16 protein-coding genes are annotated in these 21,416 nt (G+C 51.0%); 13 read left to right on the top strand and 3 right to left on the bottom strand.

The genetic code is table 11. The features are described 5' to 3' along the window. The first annotated feature begins 12 nt into the window (after positions 1-12). The 4 genes from MHB80_RS25800 (at position 13) to MHB80_RS25785 (ending at position 5,269) form a co-directional block, all read left to right on the top strand. Positions 13-1,614, top strand: coding sequence for a glycoside hydrolase family 43 protein (locus tag MHB80_RS25800; RefSeq protein WP_341283079.1), 1,602 nt, complete (start codon positions 13-15; stop codon positions 1,612-1,614). A gap of 7 nt (positions 1,615-1,621) precedes the next feature. Beyond that, on the top strand, positions 1,622-2,674 hold the full coding sequence (locus MHB80_RS25795; protein ID WP_341283078.1) for an NAD(P)-dependent alcohol dehydrogenase: 1,053 nt from the start codon (positions 1,622-1,624) through the stop codon (positions 2,672-2,674). Between the two features lie 80 nt (positions 2,675-2,754). Continuing rightward, entirely contained in the window at positions 2,755-4,524 is a 1,770-nt protein-coding gene (locus tag MHB80_RS25790) for a sensor histidine kinase (protein WP_341279642.1), read from the top strand. Beyond that, positions 4,496-5,269 (top strand): response regulator, encoded by a 774-nt coding sequence (locus MHB80_RS25785; protein ID WP_341279641.1) that lies wholly within the window; start codon positions 4,496-4,498, stop codon positions 5,267-5,269. Before MHB80_RS25790 ends, MHB80_RS25785 begins: the two co-directional genes overlap by 29 nt. An 8-nt stretch (positions 5,270-5,277) precedes the next feature. Here MHB80_RS25785 and MHB80_RS25780 read toward each other — a convergent pair whose 3' ends face one another. The 3 genes from MHB80_RS25780 to MHB80_RS25770 form a co-directional block, all read right to left on the bottom strand. After that, positions 5,278-6,132 (bottom strand): alpha/beta hydrolase, encoded by an 855-nt coding sequence (locus tag MHB80_RS25780; protein ID WP_341279640.1) that lies wholly within the window; start codon positions 6,130-6,132, stop codon positions 5,278-5,280. A gap of 232 nt (positions 6,133-6,364) precedes the next feature. Next, the gene (locus tag MHB80_RS25775) at positions 6,365-6,985 is read right to left on the bottom strand and encodes a TetR/AcrR family transcriptional regulator (protein ID WP_341279639.1); all 621 of its coding nucleotides are present in this window, start codon (positions 6,983-6,985) and stop codon (positions 6,365-6,367) included. A gap of 45 nt (positions 6,986-7,030) precedes the next feature. After that, positions 7,031-8,494 (bottom strand): DHA2 family efflux MFS transporter permease subunit, encoded by a 1,464-nt coding sequence (locus tag MHB80_RS25770; protein ID WP_341279638.1) that lies wholly within the window; start codon positions 8,492-8,494, stop codon positions 7,031-7,033. A gap of 285 nt (positions 8,495-8,779) precedes the next feature. On the opposite strand from MHB80_RS25770, the gene MHB80_RS25765 reads away from it, so the two are divergent. The 9 genes from MHB80_RS25765 to MHB80_RS25725 all read left to right on the top strand — a co-directional run bounded on the left by MHB80_RS25765 (position 8,780) and on the right by MHB80_RS25725 (position 21,385). Then, a complete protein-coding gene (locus MHB80_RS25765; protein WP_341279637.1) occupies positions 8,780-9,670 on the top strand; it encodes a sugar ABC transporter permease in 891 nt (296 codons plus the stop codon). Between the two features lie 15 nt (positions 9,671-9,685). After that, on the top strand, positions 9,686-10,522 hold the full coding sequence (locus tag MHB80_RS25760) for a carbohydrate ABC transporter permease (RefSeq protein WP_341279636.1): 837 nt from the start codon (positions 9,686-9,688) through the stop codon (positions 10,520-10,522). A 32-nt stretch (positions 10,523-10,554) separates the two neighbouring features. Then, the gene (locus MHB80_RS25755; protein ID WP_341279635.1) at positions 10,555-12,327 is read left to right on the top strand and encodes a sensor histidine kinase; all 1,773 of its coding nucleotides are present in this window, start codon (positions 10,555-10,557) and stop codon (positions 12,325-12,327) included. After that, on the top strand, positions 12,324-13,949 hold the full coding sequence (locus tag MHB80_RS25750; RefSeq protein WP_341279634.1) for a helix-turn-helix domain-containing protein: 1,626 nt from the start codon (positions 12,324-12,326) through the stop codon (positions 13,947-13,949). Before MHB80_RS25755 ends, MHB80_RS25750 begins: the two co-directional genes overlap by 4 nt. Positions 13,950-14,092: 143 nt before the next feature. After that, positions 14,093-15,508: an extracellular solute-binding protein gene (locus tag MHB80_RS25745; RefSeq protein WP_341279633.1), complete on the top strand. Its 1,416-nt coding sequence runs from the start codon at positions 14,093-14,095 to the stop codon at positions 15,506-15,508. 106 nt (positions 15,509-15,614) lie between these two features. Further along, a complete protein-coding gene (locus tag MHB80_RS25740; protein ID WP_341279632.1) occupies positions 15,615-17,609 on the top strand; it encodes an alginate lyase family protein in 1,995 nt (664 codons plus the stop codon). Between the two features lie 19 nt (positions 17,610-17,628). After that, positions 17,629-20,037, top strand: a complete 2,409-nt coding sequence (locus MHB80_RS25735) for a hypothetical protein (RefSeq protein ID WP_341279631.1) — start codon at positions 17,629-17,631, stop codon at positions 20,035-20,037. A 50-nt stretch (positions 20,038-20,087) separates the two neighbouring features. Next, entirely contained in the window at positions 20,088-20,402 is a 315-nt protein-coding gene (locus MHB80_RS25730) for a cupin domain-containing protein (RefSeq protein ID WP_046232396.1), read from the top strand. 185 nt (positions 20,403-20,587) lie between these two features. Further along, a complete protein-coding gene (locus tag MHB80_RS25725; protein ID WP_341279630.1) occupies positions 20,588-21,385 on the top strand; it encodes a hypothetical protein in 798 nt (265 codons plus the stop codon). Positions 21,386-21,416: the final 31 nt, after the last annotated feature.

The raw sequence follows: 21,416 nt of genomic DNA, 5'->3' as shown, positions 1-21,416 counted from the left end.
GAGGCGTTTGCGATTAACGTAATTAACAATCCGATATTGCGGGGCTTCAACCCCGATCCTTCGATCATTCGTGTCGGAGACGACTATTATATTGCGACCTCGACCTTCGAATGGTTTCCCGGCGTTCAAATTCATCATTCTCGCGATTTGAAAAACTGGCGGGTGCTCACGCACCCGCTTACCCGGGCGAGCCAGCTCGATATGATCGGCAATTCCGACTCCGGCGGAGTATGGGCGCCGTGCCTCAGCTACTATAACGGCATCTTCTATCTGGTGTTTACCGATGTAAAAAGCCATATGGGCCCGTTCAAGGACACGCATAACTATGTCGTTACGACAACCGATATTATGGGGCCTTGGTCAGAGCCGATTTATTTGAACAGCAGCGGCTTTGACCCTTCCCTGTTCCATGATGAGGATGGCACCAAATGGCTGGTCAATTTAACATGGGATCACCGTAAAGGGAAAAATCCGTTCGGCGGCATCGTCATTCAGCAGTATTCCGAGGAGCTAAAGGCGCTAACGGGACCGATTCAAACGATATTTGGCGGCACGCCGCTTGGTTTGACGGAAGGTCCTCACATTTATCGTCATGACGGCTATTATTATATGATCACCGCGGAGGGCGGCACGCGCTTTGGCCATGCGGCGACGGTGGCTCGTTCACGAACGCTGCTTGGCACCTATGAGGCCGATCCGGCTGGGCCGCTCATTACGTCAGCGGACCGCCCAGAGCTAGCGCTGCAAAAGGCGGGCCATGTCAGTCTAGTCGAGACGCAGGAGGGGCAGCTGTATATTGCCCATCTGTGCGCGCGGCCGCTCAGCCCTTCGGGAAGCTGCACGCTTGGACGGGAAACCGCCCTTCAGAGGGTCGCTTGGACGGAGGACGGCTGGCTGCGCCTTATCGGCGGAGGCCATTCGCCGGAGGTTCAGGTGAGCGCACCAGCGCTCCCGGAGCATCGTTTTGAGGCGGAGCCAGAGATTGAGCATTTTGACAGGGATGCGATAAGCATTCATCTTCATACACTGCGCGAGCCGCGGAGCGAGCAATGGGCAACGCTGAAGGAGCGTCCGGGCCATATGAGGCTGAAGGGAAGAGAATCGCTGTATTCCTCCCACCGGCAGAGCCTGATAGCACGCCGCCAGCAATCGTTCACCGTAGATGCTGAAACGGTGGTAGAATTTGAGCCAGATACTTATCAGCAGCTTGCTGGGCTTGTATACTATTACAATACAAAGAATTATTATTACTTATGGATCAGTCGTGATGAGCAGCTGGGCAAATGCCTCGGCATTATGTCGAGCGACCGCTCCGTATATGATGAGCCGCTTGAGCAGCCCATATCGATTGATGGGGCAGAGCGCTGCTATTTGAAGGCGGAAGTCCGCCATGAGGCGCTGCAATTCCACTATTCGCTGGATGGAGCGGCTTGGCAGCCGATTGGCCCTATTCTGGATGCCAGCAAAATATCGGATGAAAACGCCGAGCTGGTGAAGGACGGCATTGCGCTTGATCAAGGCTTCACTGGAGCATTTATCGGCATTTGCGTACAGGATTTAAGCGGACGAGGCAAGTATGCGGACTTTGATTATTTCAAGTATTCTGAAAGGTGAGCTGATGATGAGCATAAACGTAATGGATGCAGCCGTAATGAACAAACCGCTGGATATCGAGATTCAGAAAGTACCCGTTCCGACCCCGAAGGACGATGAGGCGCTCGTCAAAGTATACTGTATTGGCGTATGTGGCTCAGACGTTCATTATTATGAGCACGGAAGAATTGGCCGCTATGTCGTGGAAAAACCGATTATTCTCGGCCATGAGCTGGCTGGCGAGGTCGTTGCTGTCGGCGCACGCGTATCGGGTGTCGCGATTGGCGACCGGGTTGCGGTAGAGCCGGGCGTAGCATGCGGCCGCTGTGAATATTGCAAATCGGGCCGCTACAATTTGTGCCCGGACGTTGTGTTTATGGCAACGCCGCCGGTTGACGGCGCATGGGCTGAGTATGTAGCGGTACGCAGCGATTTCCTATTCAAGCTGCCGGATGAAATCAGCTTTGAGCAGGGCGCGCTTCTGGAGCCGCTGTCCGTAGGACTTCACGCGATGAACCGCGCGAAGGTCACTCCTGCAGACCGTTTGCTCGTAACCGGGCTTGGCCCGATCGGCCTGCTTGCGATTCAGGCAGCGAAGGTGTACGGCGTGAGTGAAATTTATGCGACGGACGTTGTGCCGTTCCGCCAGGAGCTGGCGAAGGAAATGGGCGTTACGGCTGTTATCGATCCAATGAAAGAGGATGTGCAGGCGCGCATTGCTGAACTGACCGGCGGAAAAGGCGTTACGGTTATCGTTGAGACCTCCGGAAACGGACGGGCGATCGCCGATGCGGTTCGCACCGTCAAACGCGGCGGACGCATTGTGCTTGTCGGAATGCCAGCTGCCTCCGAAATTCCGGTTGATGTGAACGCGATTATTGATGCGGAGGTAGATGTGCTCGGACTGTTCCGATATGCCAACACCTACCCGGGCGCCATTCAAGCGCTCAGCCAGTCCAGCGTGGACATCGAGAAGGTCATTACCCATAAATATGCGCTGCGGGATACGAAGGAAGCAGTTGAAATGGCCCGTACGCAGAAGGACACAAGTATAAAAATTATGATCTATCCAAATAAATAACCGTATGCGGACAAAGCCTATCCTTTCATGAACTTTCGAGAGGATAGGTTTTGTGCAAGTTTCACTGGAGGAAGCAGCAAGTGGGATACTTCAAAAAAATAGGATTGGATCAGACGAGAGGCCAAATTTTTGTCAGCTTTATTTTGACCATGTCCCTTGTCCTGCTCATTACGGTGAGCAGCCTCTATGTGCTGCTGTCCAAGGTGCAGCGGGAAAATGCGGCACTGTATATTGACGAGATCGCGCTGCAAGCAAGCGGAAGGCTGGAATCGCAGCTTAACGAGGTTAACGTCCTGACGCTGCAGCTGGCCATGGATGACCGGATACAAGAAGCGCTCAGCTTGGAGAAGCAGGGGCATTGGGCGGTTTATGACGAACGAATGAAGCTGAGGAGGCTGCTCATCGAAAAGACGGCCTACTCAGATACGATAAAGGACATTGAGCTTTACAGCTTGTCCCGCAGCCTCTACCCCATTGTGGAGAAGAGCATCGCAGAGCGGATAGAGGAGCGTTATTTGCAGCAGGCGGATGAAATCCATGAGGCGGGAGCCATGATATGGATCGGACGCGATCCAGACAACCCGGAATATTTGCTGGCCGTCAGGCAGGTCAAGCTTGAGAAGGAGAAATATGCGAAGGGCGGCTATTTGCTCATCCGGCTTAAGCCTGCGATTATCGAGCTGGCGACTACGGACAAGGCGAAGGACAATGGCCGTGTGATGCGTCTTCTTGATGAAAACAACAACAGCATGAACGTGGGGGACAGCGGACTGCTCCTGTCGGTCGGCGCTCTTGAAGGAGAGAGCGGCGATTATGTAACGGTAGAGCGGGCCATACGATCGACAGGCTGGAAGCTGCAAATTATGATTCCCAAGCAAACGCTGACCGCCGATATTTACTTTTTGCGCGATGTATTGCTTTGGGCGAGCGTGCTGAGCATATTCGTATTTGCGCTGCTGTCTTATTATTTATCCAAGTTTATTACTTCGCCAATTCGAAGCCTGACACGCATTATTCAGGGCGGCAAGCACGGCAGTCCACGGGAAAACCCCGACCAATATTTTAATCGCGAGGTTAATCAGCTGAATTTGACGTATAACCAGATGGTTAAGCAGATTAATTATTTAATTAAATCGGTATATGAGATTGAAATTGTGAAGAGCAAAAGCGAAATTAAAGCACTTCATTCACAAATCAATCCGCATTTTTTATTCAATACGCTCGATTCGCTCTACTGGGATCATATCCGCAAAGGAGAGCAGGAGCTGGCGCAGACCGTTATTCAGCTGGCCGATTTGTTCCGGTATACGATTCACTCAAGCACGCAGGACGGATTTGTCACCATTGATGAGGAGCTGGAGCAGGTCAAGCGGTATGGCGATATTATGAAAATGCGCTGGCGCGACAGGCTCGCCATTGAAATCGACTGCGAGCAGCAGCTTGGCGGCGTGCGGATTCCCAAGCTCGCGATTCAGCCGTTGGTTGAAAATGCCATCGTGCATGGCATTGAGCCTATGGAGCATGGTGGCACGATTAAGCTGCGCGTAAGGGAGGAAGCGGGCGTCATTTCCTTTACGGTGCAAGATAACGGCATTGGCATCGACCCCGATCAGCTGCATCAAATAAGAGAACGCTTACAGAGCGATTTGAGCATTGCTTTTGTAACGGGCAAAAGTGGGATTGGCCTATTCAATGTGTGCAAGCTGATTCAGCTTCATTACGGGAAGCAATTCGGCTTAACCATTGACAGCGCGCCGGGTGCCGGGACGACGATTGTATTGAAAATTCCGCTAGAGCCTGAGCCAGAGAGGAGAGCTTCTGATGATGAATCACAGCATACTGGTCGTTGATGATGAGTACAATTCGCGCATGGGGGTGGCCTTCACCCTGGAGCAGTGGGGAGAAGACAAGGTGCAGGTCGATATGGCGGACAATGGGAAGCAGGCAATCCGGCTGCTCCGGGAGAAGCCCTATGATCTGCTTATTACCGATATCCGGATGCCGCTTATGACGGGCATCGAGCTGCTTGAGACGCTGCGCGGCGAGCAGAACGACATTAATACGATACTGCTCACCGGCTTTGCGGAATTTGAGTATGCCCAGAAAGGGCTGAAGCTTGGTGCCGTCGATTATTTGCTGAAGCCGATTCGGCAGGAGCAGCTCATTCAGGCGGTTGGAAAAGCCTTTCAATCCAAGTCGGAGGAAGCGGCAAACGGGCTGTCCTATGGCGTGCCCTCCACCAATGCCTATATACTTAGTGCCGTTAAGTATATCCATGAAAGTATTGGCATGCCTTTGTCCATCAAGGAGGTCGCCCAGCATGTCCATCTGAATCCGAGCTATCTCAGCGTGTTGTTCAAGGAGGAGACGGGCGTAAGCTTCAGCGACTATGTCATCCGGCTGCGGATGAAACGGGCCAAGGAGCTGCTCTACCATTCTCCGCTTAGCCTAGATGGTATTTCGGAGCAAATCGGCCTCCAGACGGCGAGCTATTTTATTCGGATTTTCAAAAAATATGAAGGCATTACGCCAAAGCAGTACCGGGAGCAGCTTAAGCTGATGGCAGTCCATGGGAACCAAGGGTCGCTGTCTTAGCTACGTGGTTACTGATTTTCAGCTAAAAAGGCGATCTGCTTACGTTCAAATTCGGCAGCGTGCTTGCCTATCCATATCAGGTGACCCCATGCATCCAAAATAAAGGCTTCAGAATGTACAATATGGGCTTTGGCATTTTTAGCATGGCTGGGAGTAACGGAACGATCATTTTTGCTGTGCATAATTAGCGTAGGGGCTTTGATGGAACCTAGCTCTCGCGTATAATCTTTCTGGGTTTGCTCGAGATCAATCATAAAGCCGTAATTTGAGCGCTGCCTATTGTTCATTTCGCGAAATAATTCAACAGCAAGATTATCCAGCCTAGCATACGCCTCAGCTGGTGAGAGGGTAGAAAAGACAAAAAACGACATCCTTAACATGAGCCGCGGCAGAAGGTTATTCATCCCAGCCAGTATGAGCCAAGTTCCTTTTTCCACCCCGGGCTTGAAAATCAGCCTTCCAATGCGATAGGCTTTATTGTTTGAAGAGATCCAGGGCATGGAGATTGCGCATTGTAAGGTCAGGCTTGCCACTCGTTCAGGGAATTGCGCACAAAAAAGGATACCTGTAGGCCCTCCCGCTGAAGCTGCAATAACATGTACTTTGGCAATATGCAGGTGATCCAGCAGAGCCAAGTATACCTCACAGGCTTGCTGCAGCTCGGGAATAGGGGAGGTCTTGCTATATCCTGATCGGGAGGGGGTTATAATGGAATATCCCGAAGCGATAAGGCTCTGGTAGCCGAATTCTTCATAGCAGTTGGAGTGCCCGCCGTGAAAAAACAGCAGCGGCAGTCCTTCGCCTGCAATGGAGTATTCAAGCACATATTCACCTACTTGTATGGTGCTGACTTGGCGATCCATGACGTCCCATCCTTCCAATCTGTTGCACGCAGCGCAGGAGATCAGCTCTTTTATTAATAATAATTCCCTGCTCAGCCATTTTTCATGCCCAAGCCGTCCAGATTCACAGTAGGCTAAGCCAGCTTATTTAACAGAAAGAGGGTGTCCACGGCCATTTAAGCCGATAGGACACCCTCTTTTTTGATCAAAAGGATAAACGTACATTTCATAGCTGGCTGATTGATGGGGCCAATCAGTTCCCGTTATTCTCCGCCTTTGGTGCTTCTACAAACAACGGCTCAATAAACGTTACGCTGTATTGCTCAGAAATAAATTCCTTGCTGTAGCCCTGTTCTTCGAAATGAGCCATCAGCTCCGGTGAAAACGAGGAAATCAGCAGCGAGGCAGCGATGGCTGGCAAAATTTGCGGCCGCAGCTGCCCTGCTGCAGCGGCTTCCTCCAGCAATCCGCTGACCGTCGCATGCATGAAGGTATACGGTTCAGTTAGGAACCAATCCTGTTTGTTCTTATCCTCGGTACAAATAGCGGAAAGAATAGGACGTATATATTCCCGCAGCTCAAGCGAAAAGAATAGCAGGCTTTGTACAAAAGCCGAAAGGCGCATGACGACGGGCTGCGCGTCGTTTGCTTTCAATTCCTGCGTCGCATTCACTTTGAACTGCTCGAATTGGGTATGCAGCACCGACATGCACAGCGCGCCCTTGTTTGGAAAACGCCGGTAAAGCGTGCCCTGCCCAATCCCTGCACTTTTCGCAATCTGGTGCATATTGACCGCTTCAACGCCATGCTCGTTAAACAGCTGACGGGCCTTCGCAATAATATCCCGGCCCACCACATCCGTTTCAAAATTCAACTATCCTTCACTTCCTTAATGCTCACTCCGGCTTTGCGCTTCGACCTAAGCCGCTCTTTTCTCCTCCACATCAGGTGCTTTAGTGCGCCGGATGAACAAGCCCAGTCCAAAGGCGATGAAGGCAATGATAAGTCCAAGCAGGAACGCACTGTGCATGCCTGATACGAAGCCTTTGACCTGCTCAAGCGGGGAAGCCGGATCAGCAGAGCTTTCCAAATATTTTTTTGAGCCGGATGACATAATGCTGATAAATAAGGCGGTGCCGATAGCGCCGGCAACCTGCTGCAGCGTGTTCATAATCGCTGTGCCATGCGGATACAGCGGGCGGGGCAGCTGATTGAGCGCCGTCGTCTGCGCCGGCATCATCACCATAGAAACACCGATTAACAGCACGATATGGATAAAGATAATATAACCTATACTTGTCAGCTCGTCGATGCCAGTAAACATCCAAACCGCTGCCGCCGTTATAGCAAGCCCCGGAATGACGAGTACCCGTGGTCCAAACTTGTCGAACAGCACACCGGAAACGGGAGCCATCAAGCCGTTGATAATGCCGCCCGGCAGCAAAATAAGTCCGGCCGCCAAAGCGGTTTTGCCAAGCGCATTTTGCAGGAAAAGCGGCAGCAATATCATCGTGGAGAACAGCGTCATCATCATCACCAGCATCAGCAGGGCGACAAGGCTGAACATAGGATATTTAAAGGCGCGCAAATCCAGCAGCGGCTGGCTCGACATGAGCTGCTTCACAATAAACAGCAGCAAGGCGATTGCGCCGACAACGATAGACCAAATGACGATGGAACTGCCCCAGCCATCCTCGCCAGCTTTACTGAAGCCGTAAATCAGGCCGCCAAAGCCGAGCGACGAGAGAAGAATGGACAGAAGATCCACTTTTGGACGAGTGATATCCGAAACATTTTTCAAATAAACCGCCGCGAACAAAATAGAAAAAATAGCGAGCGGAATAACAAAGTAAAACAGCCAGCGCCAGTTAAAGGATTCAATAATCAGTCCCGACAGCGTTGGGCCGATAGCAGGCGCACTCATAATTACGAGGCCGATCATACCCATCGCGCCGCCGCGCTTTTCCGGCGGGAAGATGACCAAGATCGTATTCATCATGACCGGAAGCATTAAGCCGGTGCCAAGCGCCTGAATGACGCGGCCCACAAGCAGGGCAGGAAAGACGGTTGCCGTGCCGCAGACGATTGTACCGACAAGAAATAATATCATGGCGGATAGAAACATTTGGCGGGTTGTAAACCATTGCTGAAGCAGCGCCGTAATCGGAACCAATATGCCGACTACGAGCATATAAGCGGTCGATAACCATTGAATGGTCGCATAGCTGATGTCAAATTCCTTCATTAAATCGGGGAAAGCAATGTTAAGCAGTGTTTCGTTCAGAATTGCAACAAATGCGCCAATAATAAGTGCCGCTACAATAGGTCCTCTTTTTATTCCACTCAAATCTTTAGGTGCTGTATCTAGACTTGCTGTATTCAAAATCGTTCCTCCTCCATGCCCTTCGTGTGTGTTCTAATGCTGCTCTATCTCTAAATAAGTATGTCCCCGCTCCCGCCGGTTCACTCAGCTTCCATTCAGGCAGCGCATGCCGCTCATTACGTGCGGACAATTGTCCGAATTGCTGAAAACCATTTTAGTAGACAACTGTCCGCAAGTCAACAGCGACAATAGTCGTTTCGTCCCCCCAGCATCATTGATTGCCCCATCCCGTATGGAAGTCGGCATCCTTTACAATGAAGCTACAAAAGAAGGGGAGATGAAGGCATGCATAAAAATCGAATCGGGGCGTATTTGTTCAGCTTTCCAAGCTTTTTTCTAACCATGGCGCTCGGCATTTATCCGGTTGTATGGGCGCTTCGATATATGTTTTTCGAATATAAAGGGTTTGGTACGCCAAAATTTATCGGTCTTGAGAACTTTGCGCGAGTGGGAAGGGATGTCGAGTTTTGGCACTCTGTTGTGAATACTTTTATCTACGCGGGTGGAAAATTAATTATAACGCTGCCGCTATCGCTCATATTGGCGGTTATATTGAATCGTAAGCTGCGGGGACGGCATGCGTTTCGGGCGATTTTTTTCCTGCCAACGATTTTCAGCGCCTCTGTCATGTCCATCGTTTTCTATATTGTGTTCAATTCCTACAACGGTATTATTAATCAGTATTTGATGAAGCTGAACATCGTGTCCGCACCAGTGGACTGGCTGGGCGCGGCACATGCCATGACGACGATTGTCATAATTGCGGTGTGGGGAGCAGTCGGCAACTACATGCTGCTGTTTATCGCCGGTCTTCAGAATATTCCAGAGGATGTGTATGAAGCGGCATCCTTGGATGGTGTAAACCCGGTGCAACGGATGTGGTACATTACGATTCCAATGCTCGGTCCTGTTCTGCAAATGATTATTATGTTGGCGATTACAACGTCGCTTAAAGGTTATGAAAGCATCATGGTATTGACGGAGGGAGGTCCTTTCGGCAAAACAGAGGTTATGTATTTATATCTCTACAAGATGTTCTTCCCGATGACAACGACAGGCAATGCCGTTCAAAATATTGGCTACGGCAGCGCGGTCGGCTTTACAACGGCAGTTATCGTTGGTATCGTCACATGGCTGTATTTCTGGATGTCGAAAAGGCTTAATAACGTTTATTAAAAAGGGGGAACGATCATGACCATTCGTAAAATAGTACTTCGTACACCAGTATGGCTGCTTCTGCTTGTGACGGCAGCACTGATGCTTTTTCCAATCGTAATCGCGATATTCGGCTCCCTCAAGACGAACCTGGAGCTGACAACCGGAGCGACGTTTCTTCCTTCCTCCTGGCAGTTTAAAAACTATTTACAGGCGTGGAATCAAGCTGATTTCTCCGCTTATACCTTCAATAGCTTATATGTAGCTGTGTTCGTTACGGTTGGCACTTTGCTCGTATCTTCCATGGCTGCTTATGCGGTCGATCGCGTTGCTTTCAGAGGAAAGAAACTGTTTATTCTGCTTCAATCCTTCACTCTGTTTATTTCCATCGGTGCGGTTGTGCTGCGTCCACAATTTGATCTAATGGTATCCATTGGTTTGCAGAAATCGATGTGGGGCGTCATAATTATTCTAATTAGTGCGCATGCGACTGCCTTTTTTATGGTCATCGGCTTTTTCCGCGGCATTCCGCGAGAGCTGGATGAAGCGGCGCTCATTGATGGCTGTAATTTCTACTCCACCTTCTGGCTCATTATTTTACCGCTCCTGCGCCCGGCGCTGGCTGTCGTATCGCTATTCACATTCCGTAATGCATGGAATGAATATATATTGCCGCTCGTCTTTTCACTTTCGCGTCCTGATCTACAAACCTTGCCCGTGGGACTTGCGAACTTGCGCTACGGGGCGGGAGCCGCAGTTGAAAATCAACTGATGCTCGCTGGCGCATGTATTTCGATTTTACCTATGCTCATCGTATATATTTTCGCTAACCGTTCATTTATGCAAGTTACGGCTGGCTCGGTTAAAGGCTAACAAACTCCGTATGCATTGAGGCGATGAACAGCATGAACCGTTTATTTCGAAAAATGTCGCTTAAAAGACGTCTGTGGGTTTCGTTCGTTTTATTAACCGTCGTTTGCATATCTGTCACGGGAACTTATGTTTCCGTGTTTTTTTCTCGTGAAATGGAATCACAGGCAACGAAGACCAGCCAGGATACGCTCAATAAGTCGGCGAGGGTGCTCGATGAGCGCTTGAAAAATATCGTCGTGCTCGTCTCCACCCTCATGATGGGCGAGCCCTTCCAGCGAACGCTGAAGGAGGTGCAGTCAAGCAGCAAGAAGGAATATTATAATCGGCTTTCCGAGCTGCAAACGCCCTTTGCCCAGCTAATGCTGGCTGAGCAGTCGATTGACTCCGTGCTGGTGCATACGCCAATCGGCGATTTTTATCCGACGGGAAACCGGCGCAGCCCGAGCCGCGATTTTGAGAGCACGATTATTAATCAGAAAATAACGGATACACAGGAAAGATGGAGCAAGCTATGGGTGCCGGGACATGCCGATGAGCTGTTCAGCCGGAGAAGCTCCGTTATTACCTTAATCATTAAACCGTTTTTTGATATCCAGCTGCCCGGTGTGTATGTCGTAGTCAACATCCGCGAGGATCACCTACTGGAGCTCATTCAGGCGGATATGCAGAGCGCCAGCCTTCAGCAGCTTGTCGTGGACCGGACTGGCAAGGAGGTTCTTACTTCTACGGAAGGCATCCCGCAAAGCAATCCACAAATTTATGAGCGGGTCGGTTCCAGCGCGCGAGGGAACTTTGAATATACAAGCCAGAGCGGAGACGCTTATCTGCTTAATTACGCGGCGCTTGGGATGAATCCAGACTGGGTATTGATTGGCTATCAATCCAAGTCGGAGCTGCTGGAGCCTGTTCAGCGCATGCGCTGGACGATTCTTACGATTATGGGCGGCTGCGTCGTACTGGCGCTGGTCATGTCCAGCATGCTGTCGGAGCTGCTGCTAAAGCCGCTGTTCAAGCTGCGTAATCTCATGGTGAAGGTTGAGCGCAATAAGCTTGATGTCAGGTTCGAGAGCGCATTTGAGGATGAAATCAGTCAGGTTGGCCACAAGTTTAACCGGATGCTGGAGCAAATTGGCGAATTAATCGAAGAGGTTAAAGCATCCGAGCAGGACAAGCGCAAATCGGAAATCAAAGCGCTGCAGGCGCAGATTGATCCCCATTTTTTGTACAATACGTTAAATACGATTTATTGGAAAAGCGAGATGGAGGAGCAGCAGGCGGTCAGCGGCATGATTGTTTCGCTGTCCCTGCTGTTCCGGCTGGGCCTGAACAATGGCCGGGAAATTACGACGCTGCGGCAGGAGCTGGAGCATGTGGCGCAATATTTGAATTTGCAGGAAATGTGCTATCCGGACTTGTTCCGGTACAGCATACAGAAGGTCGATGAGAAGCTGCTGGATACTCCTGTGCTTAAAATTTTGCTGCAGCCGCTGGTGGAAAACGCTATTTTGCACGGCTTTCAGGAATTGCCCCATGAGGGGATGATTCGAATTGAGGCGGAAGCCGATGCTGCCAAGGGCTTGCTAGTGCTAACCGTTACGGACAATGGGATTGGCATGGATGCCGAGCGAGTGGAAAAAATGCTGAACGGTCCAGAGGTGGAGCGGACGAGCTACGCGCTAGTGAACGTACGAACAAGACTGTCGCTGTATTACGGCTATAAGGCTTCTATGGAGCTTGAAAGCGAGCCGGGCGTGCAAACCTCCGTTAAGCTAATCATTCCTATTCAAGAGGTGATAAACGAATGAGCGAGATTACGATGTGCATTATAGACGATGTAAAGACGGTCATCGATGGGATAGTATCAAAGATTCCTTGGGGGGAGCATGGAATCAAAATTGTGGGTACGGCTGCTAATGGCAAGGATGGCTTGCAGCTCATTAAAGAGAAGCATCCGCATATTGTGCTGACCGACATCCGGATGCCGATGCGCACCGGCATTGATATGATCCGTGAGCTGAAGGAGAGCGGAGAGCCGGAGGCCAAGGTTATTTTTTTCAGCGGCTACACCGACTTCACCTATGCCCAGGAATCTGTGCGGCTGGGGGCATTCGATTATTTGGTTAAGCCGTTTACGACGCAGCAAATTGTCGAGGTCGTGCTGCGCGCTAAAGCGCAGATTGAAACGCAGCAGCTGGAGCAGCTGGACCGGTTGACGCTGGAGCGCAAGGTGAGGGAAAGCTTGCCCTATTTGCGCCAAGAGTATTTTCGACTGCTGATCCGGCATGATGAGCTGCCCGAGCGGGCGCATGACAAGTGGGAGTTTCTAAGCATTGATATGGATACCCGTCGTTTCGTAGCAATGTCTGTGCAGATCGAGGGGCTAATGGACGAGCATTCCCCGCTGTCCGTGCGGGAAGTGGAGCTAACCCGCTTCGCCGTGCAAAACATCATGGAGGAAACGATCAAAAAACAGGCGAAAGGCATCGTATTTCGAGAGCATCTGGGCCAATTTGTCATTTTGCTGAATTCCAATGAGGAGGTGGGGATGCTGGCACTGGCGGAGGAGTGCCGGGACAATGTGAATCGCTACGCGAAGCGGGACATTTCCATTGGCGTCGGAAGCTGCGTGGAAGGAATCAGCGAAATCGCTCTTTCCTATAATCAGGCGAAAACAGCGCTCAGCTATCAGTTTTATTCCGGCAGCGGCAGCGTTATCTCCTATAGCGATATTGAACGGCAAAATGATATTTCACCCCATTATTCCGCAGATAAGGAAGTGGAGCTGCTCTATTGCTTGCGCTCAGGCAACCGGGAAGGGACAGAGAAGCTGCTGGAGAGTATTTCCGAGGAATGCCTGCGTTATCCGACGCCGCCTGATCCTGATGTGATGACCAATCTGTTTTATGGACTGGCCTTCTCCATCTACCGCGTCATTGCCGAGAAGGCGGACAGCAAGCAGCGCATATGGCTCGATGAACGGCTGAACATCATTAAGAAAGGCCGGTATTTATCTACCTCCGAGCTGATTAAGGATGTGAAGGAGCTCGGACTGACCGGCTGTGACTGGCTCCAGAAGCGCCAGAAAAACAATGTCGGCCAGCTCATCCATCAGGCTATGAATTATGTGGGCGGGCGGCTAGGCAGCGACTTGACGGTACAGGAATGCGCGAATGTCGTCCATTTGAGCCCAAGCTATTTTTCCAATTTGTTTAAAAAAGAGACCGGAATGACGTTCATGCAATACGTCACCTCCGCACGGATGGACAAGGCAAAGGAGCTGCTGCTGGAAGGGCTGCAGGTGCAGGATATTACGTATGAGCTTGGTTATCGGGACCGTCCTTATTTTACCGAGCTGTTCAAAAAGCATACCGGGCTGACGCCTACGGAATTCCGCAGCAAATACGAAAGCTCGGAACCGAAAGCGTAATCAAAGTGATTTTGCCCTCCCAGAATCGTGTTTTTGTCCTTCATGGGCAAGTGGGCAACGATGCTACAATGAGGTCAGCAAGAGGAGCTGGGCGGTAGACACCGCTATAACGCCGCTTGCCAAACAAAGGGGAGGTACGACAGATGAAAAAAAGATTTGCAACGAAACGCTCGTTTCTGCTTTGCAGCTTGCTGGTATTGGCTTTGATGCTAGGAGCATGCTCAACGGGTAACGGAACGAATGCCGCACCAGAAGCAAGCACAGGCACAGAGGGTGCAGGCAGCGCAGCAAAGATTAAACTCTCTTATTGGACGGGTGACCGTCATGATATGGATTATATGCAGGAGCAGGTCGATAAATATAACGCGACGAATACAGATAATATCGAAGTCGAAATGAAGGTTATGGCGGATAACTACAATCAGGCGGTTGAGGTTGCATTCGCAAGCAATCAGGCTCCGGACATTTTCAAGAACTATGACTTTCAAACCTATGTGAGCAAAGGCTATTTTGCGCCGCTCGATCAGCTGTTAAGCAAGGATTTTCTAGCCAAGTTCGATGGCTTGCTAATCGAGGACATTTATGCAAAAGAGGGCCATGTGTATTTGCTTCCAAATACAGGGCAGTTCTGGCGCTTGCTGTACAATGTGGATCTATTGGAGAAGGCAGGGTATACAGAACCGCCAAAGACGCTTGATGAAATGGTTGAAGTAGCGAAAAAAATAACGGAGCAGGGTAAGGCTGAGGGCGTTTATGGCTTCGCCAGCAATTTCAAAAATGGCTCCGGTTTTACTCGTCCGGCCTATGCGTCAGGTTCGCTTAGCTCAGAAACGAGCCACGAGGGCTTTAATTATAAAACGGGCGAATTTGATTTCGGGATGTTCCGTGATATTGCACAATCGCTTCACCAAATGAAGGTGGACGGCAGTATGATGCCAGGGGTGGAATCGCTTGATATTGATCCGCTGCGCGCACAGTTCGCACAAGGCAAAATTGGCATGTATGTCAATCATTCCAGTGAGCCAGCGGTATATTCCTCGCAGTTCCCTACGGATATCCGTTGGTCAACAGCTCTAGTTCCGACGAAGGACGGCGAGCATAACGGGGTGACGTGGGTGAATGCGAGCGGCTATGTTGGCATCAGCACACAATCGGACAAGCAGGAAGCAGCAGCGAAATTTTTAGAGTATTTGTACACGCTTGAGCTTCGTAAAGATTATCAAGAAAAAGGGCTGGGGCTTTCTGTTCTGCCTTATGTTAACGAAGCGTCTGGCAAGCCGGATCTGAAGGGTATCGAGGGCTTTCTTCCAACAAAATATGATGGCATATATCCTGCCACTCCAACTTCAATTACAGAAACGAAGCTGGAAGGTAAAAAAGCAACCGACGTATTTATTGAATACATTCTAACCAGCAATCAGGATTTGGAAGCAGCGATAAAAGATTTGAATACGCGATACAACAAAGCGCTAGCAGCGGCTCGTACGGAAGGGCTGACCAATATCCAGGCTAATCCGTCGTTCAGCGCCAAGAGCCTGCAAGGCTCGCTTGGCCAGTAGCCGAATAGCTGAAGAAAAAGAGGGGCTGCCTGCGGGCAGCCTCTGCTTTTGAAATATAGGAAAGTATTGTGTATGGGGAAAAGCAGAGAGAGGAGCGAGTGCTTAAATGGATCATTTGTATTTTAGGCCGAAACAGAGAAGCGATTGGGGAGCAAGCTTTCAGCAGCATTTTCCGCAGCAGGCTGCCGCTGCAATTGCCCAGGCTAATCGCTGGTGCGAGGATAAGCCTGTGATTTGGAAAGGTTTTGAAATCGATTTGGGCCAGCCCATTAATTGGCTTTACAACCCAACTGGGGACAAGGAATTTACATGGGGCATTAACCGTTTTAAGCATCTCCGCTCCTTAGGCACCGCCTATGCGTGCACCGGGGACGAGAAATATGCAGCTAAGGCGCTGGAGCATATTTTAGGCTGGATCGATACGCAGCCTTGTCCGCGGGATTTGCCGGCAGAGGAGCTGACCTATTTTCAAAGACCGGGTCCGTGGCGGCTGTTGGAAGCGGGTCTCAGGCTGCGCCAATGGATATATGCCTATCACTTTTTCGATGAATCGGACAGCTGGAATGGCGAGGTGAAGCAGCGGTTTCTCCAATCGGTGAAGGAGCATGCTTGGTTTCTCTCTACCTACAAAGCGAGCATTGAAATCAATCATTCGATTATGCATATGATCGGGCTGCTAGGCGCGGGGCTGACGTTCATGTCTTGGGAGGAAAGCGAGGAATGGCGCAGCATAGCGATGAAGCGGCTGGAGGAATGCATCCGCGTGCAGGTGCTGCAAGATGGCGTCCATTCGGAGCTTACGCCGCACTACCATATGGTATCGCTGGAGCTATTCGTTGATTGTGCCGTTATGGCGAAAAAGCGTGGACTTGCGTTCTCTGAGGAATACGAGCGAATTGTAGCCGGCATGACGCGCTTCGCAAGCCTGATGATTAGGCAGGACGGCAGCATGGCGCCGTTTGCCGATTCCTTCGCGAATCAGCCGCCAGATTTGAATGCGGCGGCGCTGTATTATGATCGCCCGGGGCTGCTGCTGGAGGATCAGCTGTATGAGCAGTTTTGGACGGTCGGCCCTGAGGCGATCGACCGTCTGCTGGCGGCGGCAGCTAAGTCGCCAGAAGCAGCAACATCGCAGTCGCAAGAAGCATTATCGCAGTCGACTTCAACGGCAAGCGGAGCAGGAACGTTGCTCGGTGCTCATGCACAGGAGCGGCTGCCGTTTGCTTTTCCGGCAGCAGGCTATTATGGGCTTGGCGATACGGAGCAGCAGCTCATCTTCGATGCCGCTGCACTTGGCGGCCCTCATGGTCATGCCGACGCGCTGTCCTTCGAATGGTGCGCCTATGGCGAAGCATTGTTTGTCGATCCGGGCACGTACACGTATATGGAAAATCCGTGGCGCCGTTATTTCAAAAGCACCTCTGCCCATAATACCGTTCTCGTGGACGGGCAGGATCAGACGCCTTACTTGCGCACCCAAAGATGGGGCGTGCCAGAAGCTGCTGTTTCCTTAATCGCTTGGAGGCCGGATCAGCAAATGATTTGCGCGGAGCATGACGGCTATGCATCCCGTGGCGTAACGCACAGGCGCGCCTTATGGTTTCTGGATAGCGGAGAATGGGTCATTTATGACCGCCTGACTGGTACTGGCGAGCATACGTATCAGCACCGACTGCACACTAGGCTGCTGGAGTGGGAGACGCAAAGACTGGATACGGACAACGGCGCCTTGAATGATCAAACGCGTCCCCTTGAACAGCCTGCCTGCTACTATGCCAAGGGCAGTGGCCTAGCGAATGGATCAGATCCTACTTCGCCGCTCGCCTGCGAGATGCTCGTTTTTGGACCGCCGGAGCTGGAGCTAGACGTGGAGGACAGCTGGGAATCGGTTCACCAAATGAAGATGCAGCCGCTGAAGGTGCTTCAGGGCTTGCTGACAACAGAAAATGCTGGTGCTTGGTTTATTACCGTGATGAAGCCATCTCTTGGAACGCAGCAGCTGCAGACCTCTGAATGGAGCGTCAGCATAGGCGAACATGGCCACCCTGTTCTGAGCTTAAACCGTGATGGACAGCTTGCCGTGTTCGCTATGCCTGAATGAAACGATTGGAGTGAAGCATGTGGATAAGCAAAACGGATTTATTACTCATTATCTCACTTCAGGACTGCGGCTGAGTGATTTTATATCAGATAAAACCGACAAAAACCAAATACGCTACGAGCAATATTTACGCTCGATTGTCGCAGACAGGAATCTACCAGCGCCTGCGGCTGCAGAAGCCATTCAAATCGGCGCCGAGAGCGAGCTGGGGCTGCCTTGGGAGTATCTTTACCCTTGCAGCGGCTTCGTAAATTTCAGCCAGTTTTCGTTTACGCCCCAGAAAGTAGAGCTGCTTGCCGCTACCGTGCTTGTTGCGGAAGAAGACCTGGTCGCCTTGGCGAACCTATGGACGTATACAGCGATAGAAGTATGGCTCAATGGGGAGAAGGTAAGCTCCGTTGCCGAGCCGGTTTATAAGCCGATTAATAAACAGGAAATGCAGCTGCCTTTGCGCAAGGGCAGCAACACCATGGTTATCCGCATGCAAAATTTGGCGGTGCGAGATACGCGGAATATTTTTGGCATTCAATTAGTGGAGCATTTGGACCAAATTACAGTGACGCTGCCGGATGCGGAGCAGGCCGAGCCGTTTCTTGCGCTGGACCGCTTCCTGTCAGGCATTACGCTGAAAGGAAGCGAGCTTTGCTTCCCGGTGGAAGCGCCGTGCAGCATCTATCTGGCATACGGGGAAGACTTGAATGATAGCCTGATTAGCGAGGACATTAGCGGAAAGAGCAGTGTGAAGCTTGACGATGGTGCACCAATGGGCATAGTATATGGTGAAATCGGAACGAGAAAGCTGATTCGCAAAATCGAGCTGCTGCAAAACAAAAAGCCGACTTACCGTAGCGGAGCGGCGGTGTCCGAGGTCAAAGGCGCCATGTTTGAGGAGATTGCCGCCATAGGCACAGAGAAGGCGTTTCAACCGCTGCGCTTTGGTTTATTTTACGTGCTGGCGCGCTGGAACTTGGGACAACCCGGTGTTCATGATGAACAGCATATTCTGCACGCGCTTGGTCAAATTGAGCGGCGCGAGGATTGCTCGGACTTTATCCTCGCGGGCTTGCTTCGCTTCATGCAGCAGCAAAAGCTGCCAGCCCATTTAACGGAACGTACCAAGCAGGCGATTTTAGACTATCGCTTCTGGATGACCGAGAATGGCTCCGACGGCATGTGCTTCTGGAGCGAAAATCACGCGCTGATGTTCTATATTTGCGCTTATATGGCGGGCCGCGAATACCCGGATCAGCTATTCGCAAGATCGGGCCGCACAGGCGTCCAGGCAAGCGAAGTCGCGCTCGGCAAAATCCGCGAGTGGCTGGCAGATGTGGAGGAATACGGCTTTGAGGAGTTTCTCAGCGCCGACTATATGTGTGTGACGCTTGGCGCACTGCTAAATGTCGTCGATTATATGGAGGAAGAGGAGTCTGCTCGGGCCAGCCATTTAATTGACGAAATGCTGAAATCCTTCGCCTACCATACGTTCCGCGGCTCAATCGTCGCGCCGCAGGCCCGTATTTACCGCTCCGTCATTTTGCCGTTTACCCAGTCAGCCCAGTCTTTAATTCATCTGCTGAATCCTGATACACCTATGGGCAACAGCGAATGGATCGTGTTTCTGATGAACAGCAAATACGTGATGCCGCAGCATCTCACAAGCCTGATGAATGAGTCCTTGGAGCTGGAGTATCAGACTGGCAACGCATGGGTGAAGCTTAATAAACAGCCCGATTATATACTGACCTCGGTTCAATCACCAAGATATGATGCGAACCCGTCCTTCTGGCCAAATATTAGCTTTGACGAGTCCGTTGACACCGAATCGGGCGAATATGTTAAATCGTTTAATGAGCGTTTTCACGGCACCTCGCGTTTCGAGCCGGGCGTGTACGGGTATCAGCAGCATATGTGGTATGCGGCGCTGGACAACGATACGGTGCTGTATACGAACCATCCAGGAGAGCTGGCTGACGATGGCGGCATGCGTCCAGGCTATTGGTATGGGAATGGCATCATGCCAGCGGTCAAGCAGCAGGGCAGCGTGCTGGGCGCGATTTATGAAATCGGGGAGGACCATCCGGTTGCGTTTACGCATCTCTTTTTCCCGGAAGCGAAGTTTGATGCGTTTGTTCAAGACGGACATTGGCTGTTTGGGAAAAAAGGCAGCGGCTATGCCGCCATCTGGTGCAGCGAGCGCATGGTTCCCCATCATGACCGCTTGTTCCATTGTGAGTACCGGGCATACAGCCGCCTGAACGCGTATTTCTGCAAGCTGGGCTCGGAGGAGGAATTCGGGAGCTGGGAGCAGTTTAAAGCGGCTTGCTACAAGCTTGCTCCTGCCTTCGATTCTGAGGCGCTCAAGCTGACCGCAGCGGATGCTTATGAGCTTAGCTTCGTCCGCAGCAATAACAAAACGCAATATGTTTAGCCGCAATATGTGTATACCAATCCAATAATAGTTGAGAGGAATGACGAATGATGAGCAGATTGAACAATTGGGAAAATGCCGAGCCAGGCGTAAAACGGAAGATCTTCACACCAGGCGATACGATTATGATGATGGAGGTGCATTTTGAGGAAGGAGCGGAAGGTTATTTGCACAGCCATGTGCATGAGCAGTTTTCCTACTGCCTGGAAGGGCAGCTGGAGTTTTCTATAAATGGAGAAAAGACCGTCATTTCGGCGGGCGAGACGATCTTCATTCCTAGCAATGCCGAGCATGGCTGCCGCGCTTTGAAAGCAAGCAAGCTGCTTGATACCTTCACGCCGCTTCGGCAGGACTTGATCAATTAGTTTATAAGGCTGTACTAGAGCGCTAAGCTGAGTGAGTACGCTATGCTGCGAGGGTTGTCCCAAAGTCATGCTTGATGGCTTTTGGGACAACCCTATTTTTATGGAGATAAGTACAGCGCAGCCGTTCCCGTATTTCTGAAACATTGACATGGGCAGAAGCGTCTAGGGAAATGAGGTGATTGAAGATGAATGGAATCAAGCTTACTAGCCAGACTTTAATCGTGCTGCTCCTTATGCTGACAGCTGCCGGCTGCGGCGGTGGGAGTATCGCGATGGAAAGGGGAGCGTCCAAGGTGCCGGAGGTCCAAGTAAAAGCTGCGGGGCCAGAACCCGAGCAACCAGCTGAATCATGTAATGCGATTATTGAGTGGGTCGATTTTCTGATGATTAATGGCATCAAATATCAATATAACTACGAGGGGACTGGGAAGACAGCTGACGATCAGCTTGGCGAAAAAGTAGGCGAGGTATCTTATATGCTGAACGACCATGCTTGCACGGATCATGTGGAGAAGGATGGGAATGCCGCCTTTTTGCCAATCGGTACAGAGATTTTTGCTATGAAGGGTTATAAACCGGAGTTCCGTGTCATAGCCAGCAACAAGGTTTATGAGGTGATGGATAATCCTAAGGCGGCAACGCTAGGGCAATTACTCGATATTGAAGGCAAAGTCGATAAAGTCGGCCTGGAAAGTGCCAAGGATGGCAGTCCAATCGGCGACTTCAGTGCTGAAGCGTCAGCACAATTTATTCAAGAGCTGCTTCCTCTGCAGCACGTGGGGTTTAATCAGGTTTATGAAAAAATCAAGCATGAATCCGGTGTTTTTCTGAGAGTGCATTTGCTGGACGGCACCTCATTCCGGCTCGTTTATTATCCCGAAGGGAACGGCTTTACGGCTGGGGCATTCGGAACAGACAGCCTGAAAGCTTTAATAATGGAGCAGCAGGCCCAAATCAAAGCGGCAGCAGGTCTGGATAAATAAGCAGCAAAAAATCCCGATGAATCGTCAGCAG

Origin of the sequence: Paenibacillus sp. FSL H8-0537, assembly GCF_038051995.1 — a bacterium.
Lineage (GTDB): Bacteria > Bacillota > Bacilli > Paenibacillales > Paenibacillaceae > Pristimantibacillus.
The sequence above is the reverse complement of the archived record's forward strand: the minus strand, read 5'-3'. Positions and strand labels throughout refer to the sequence as shown.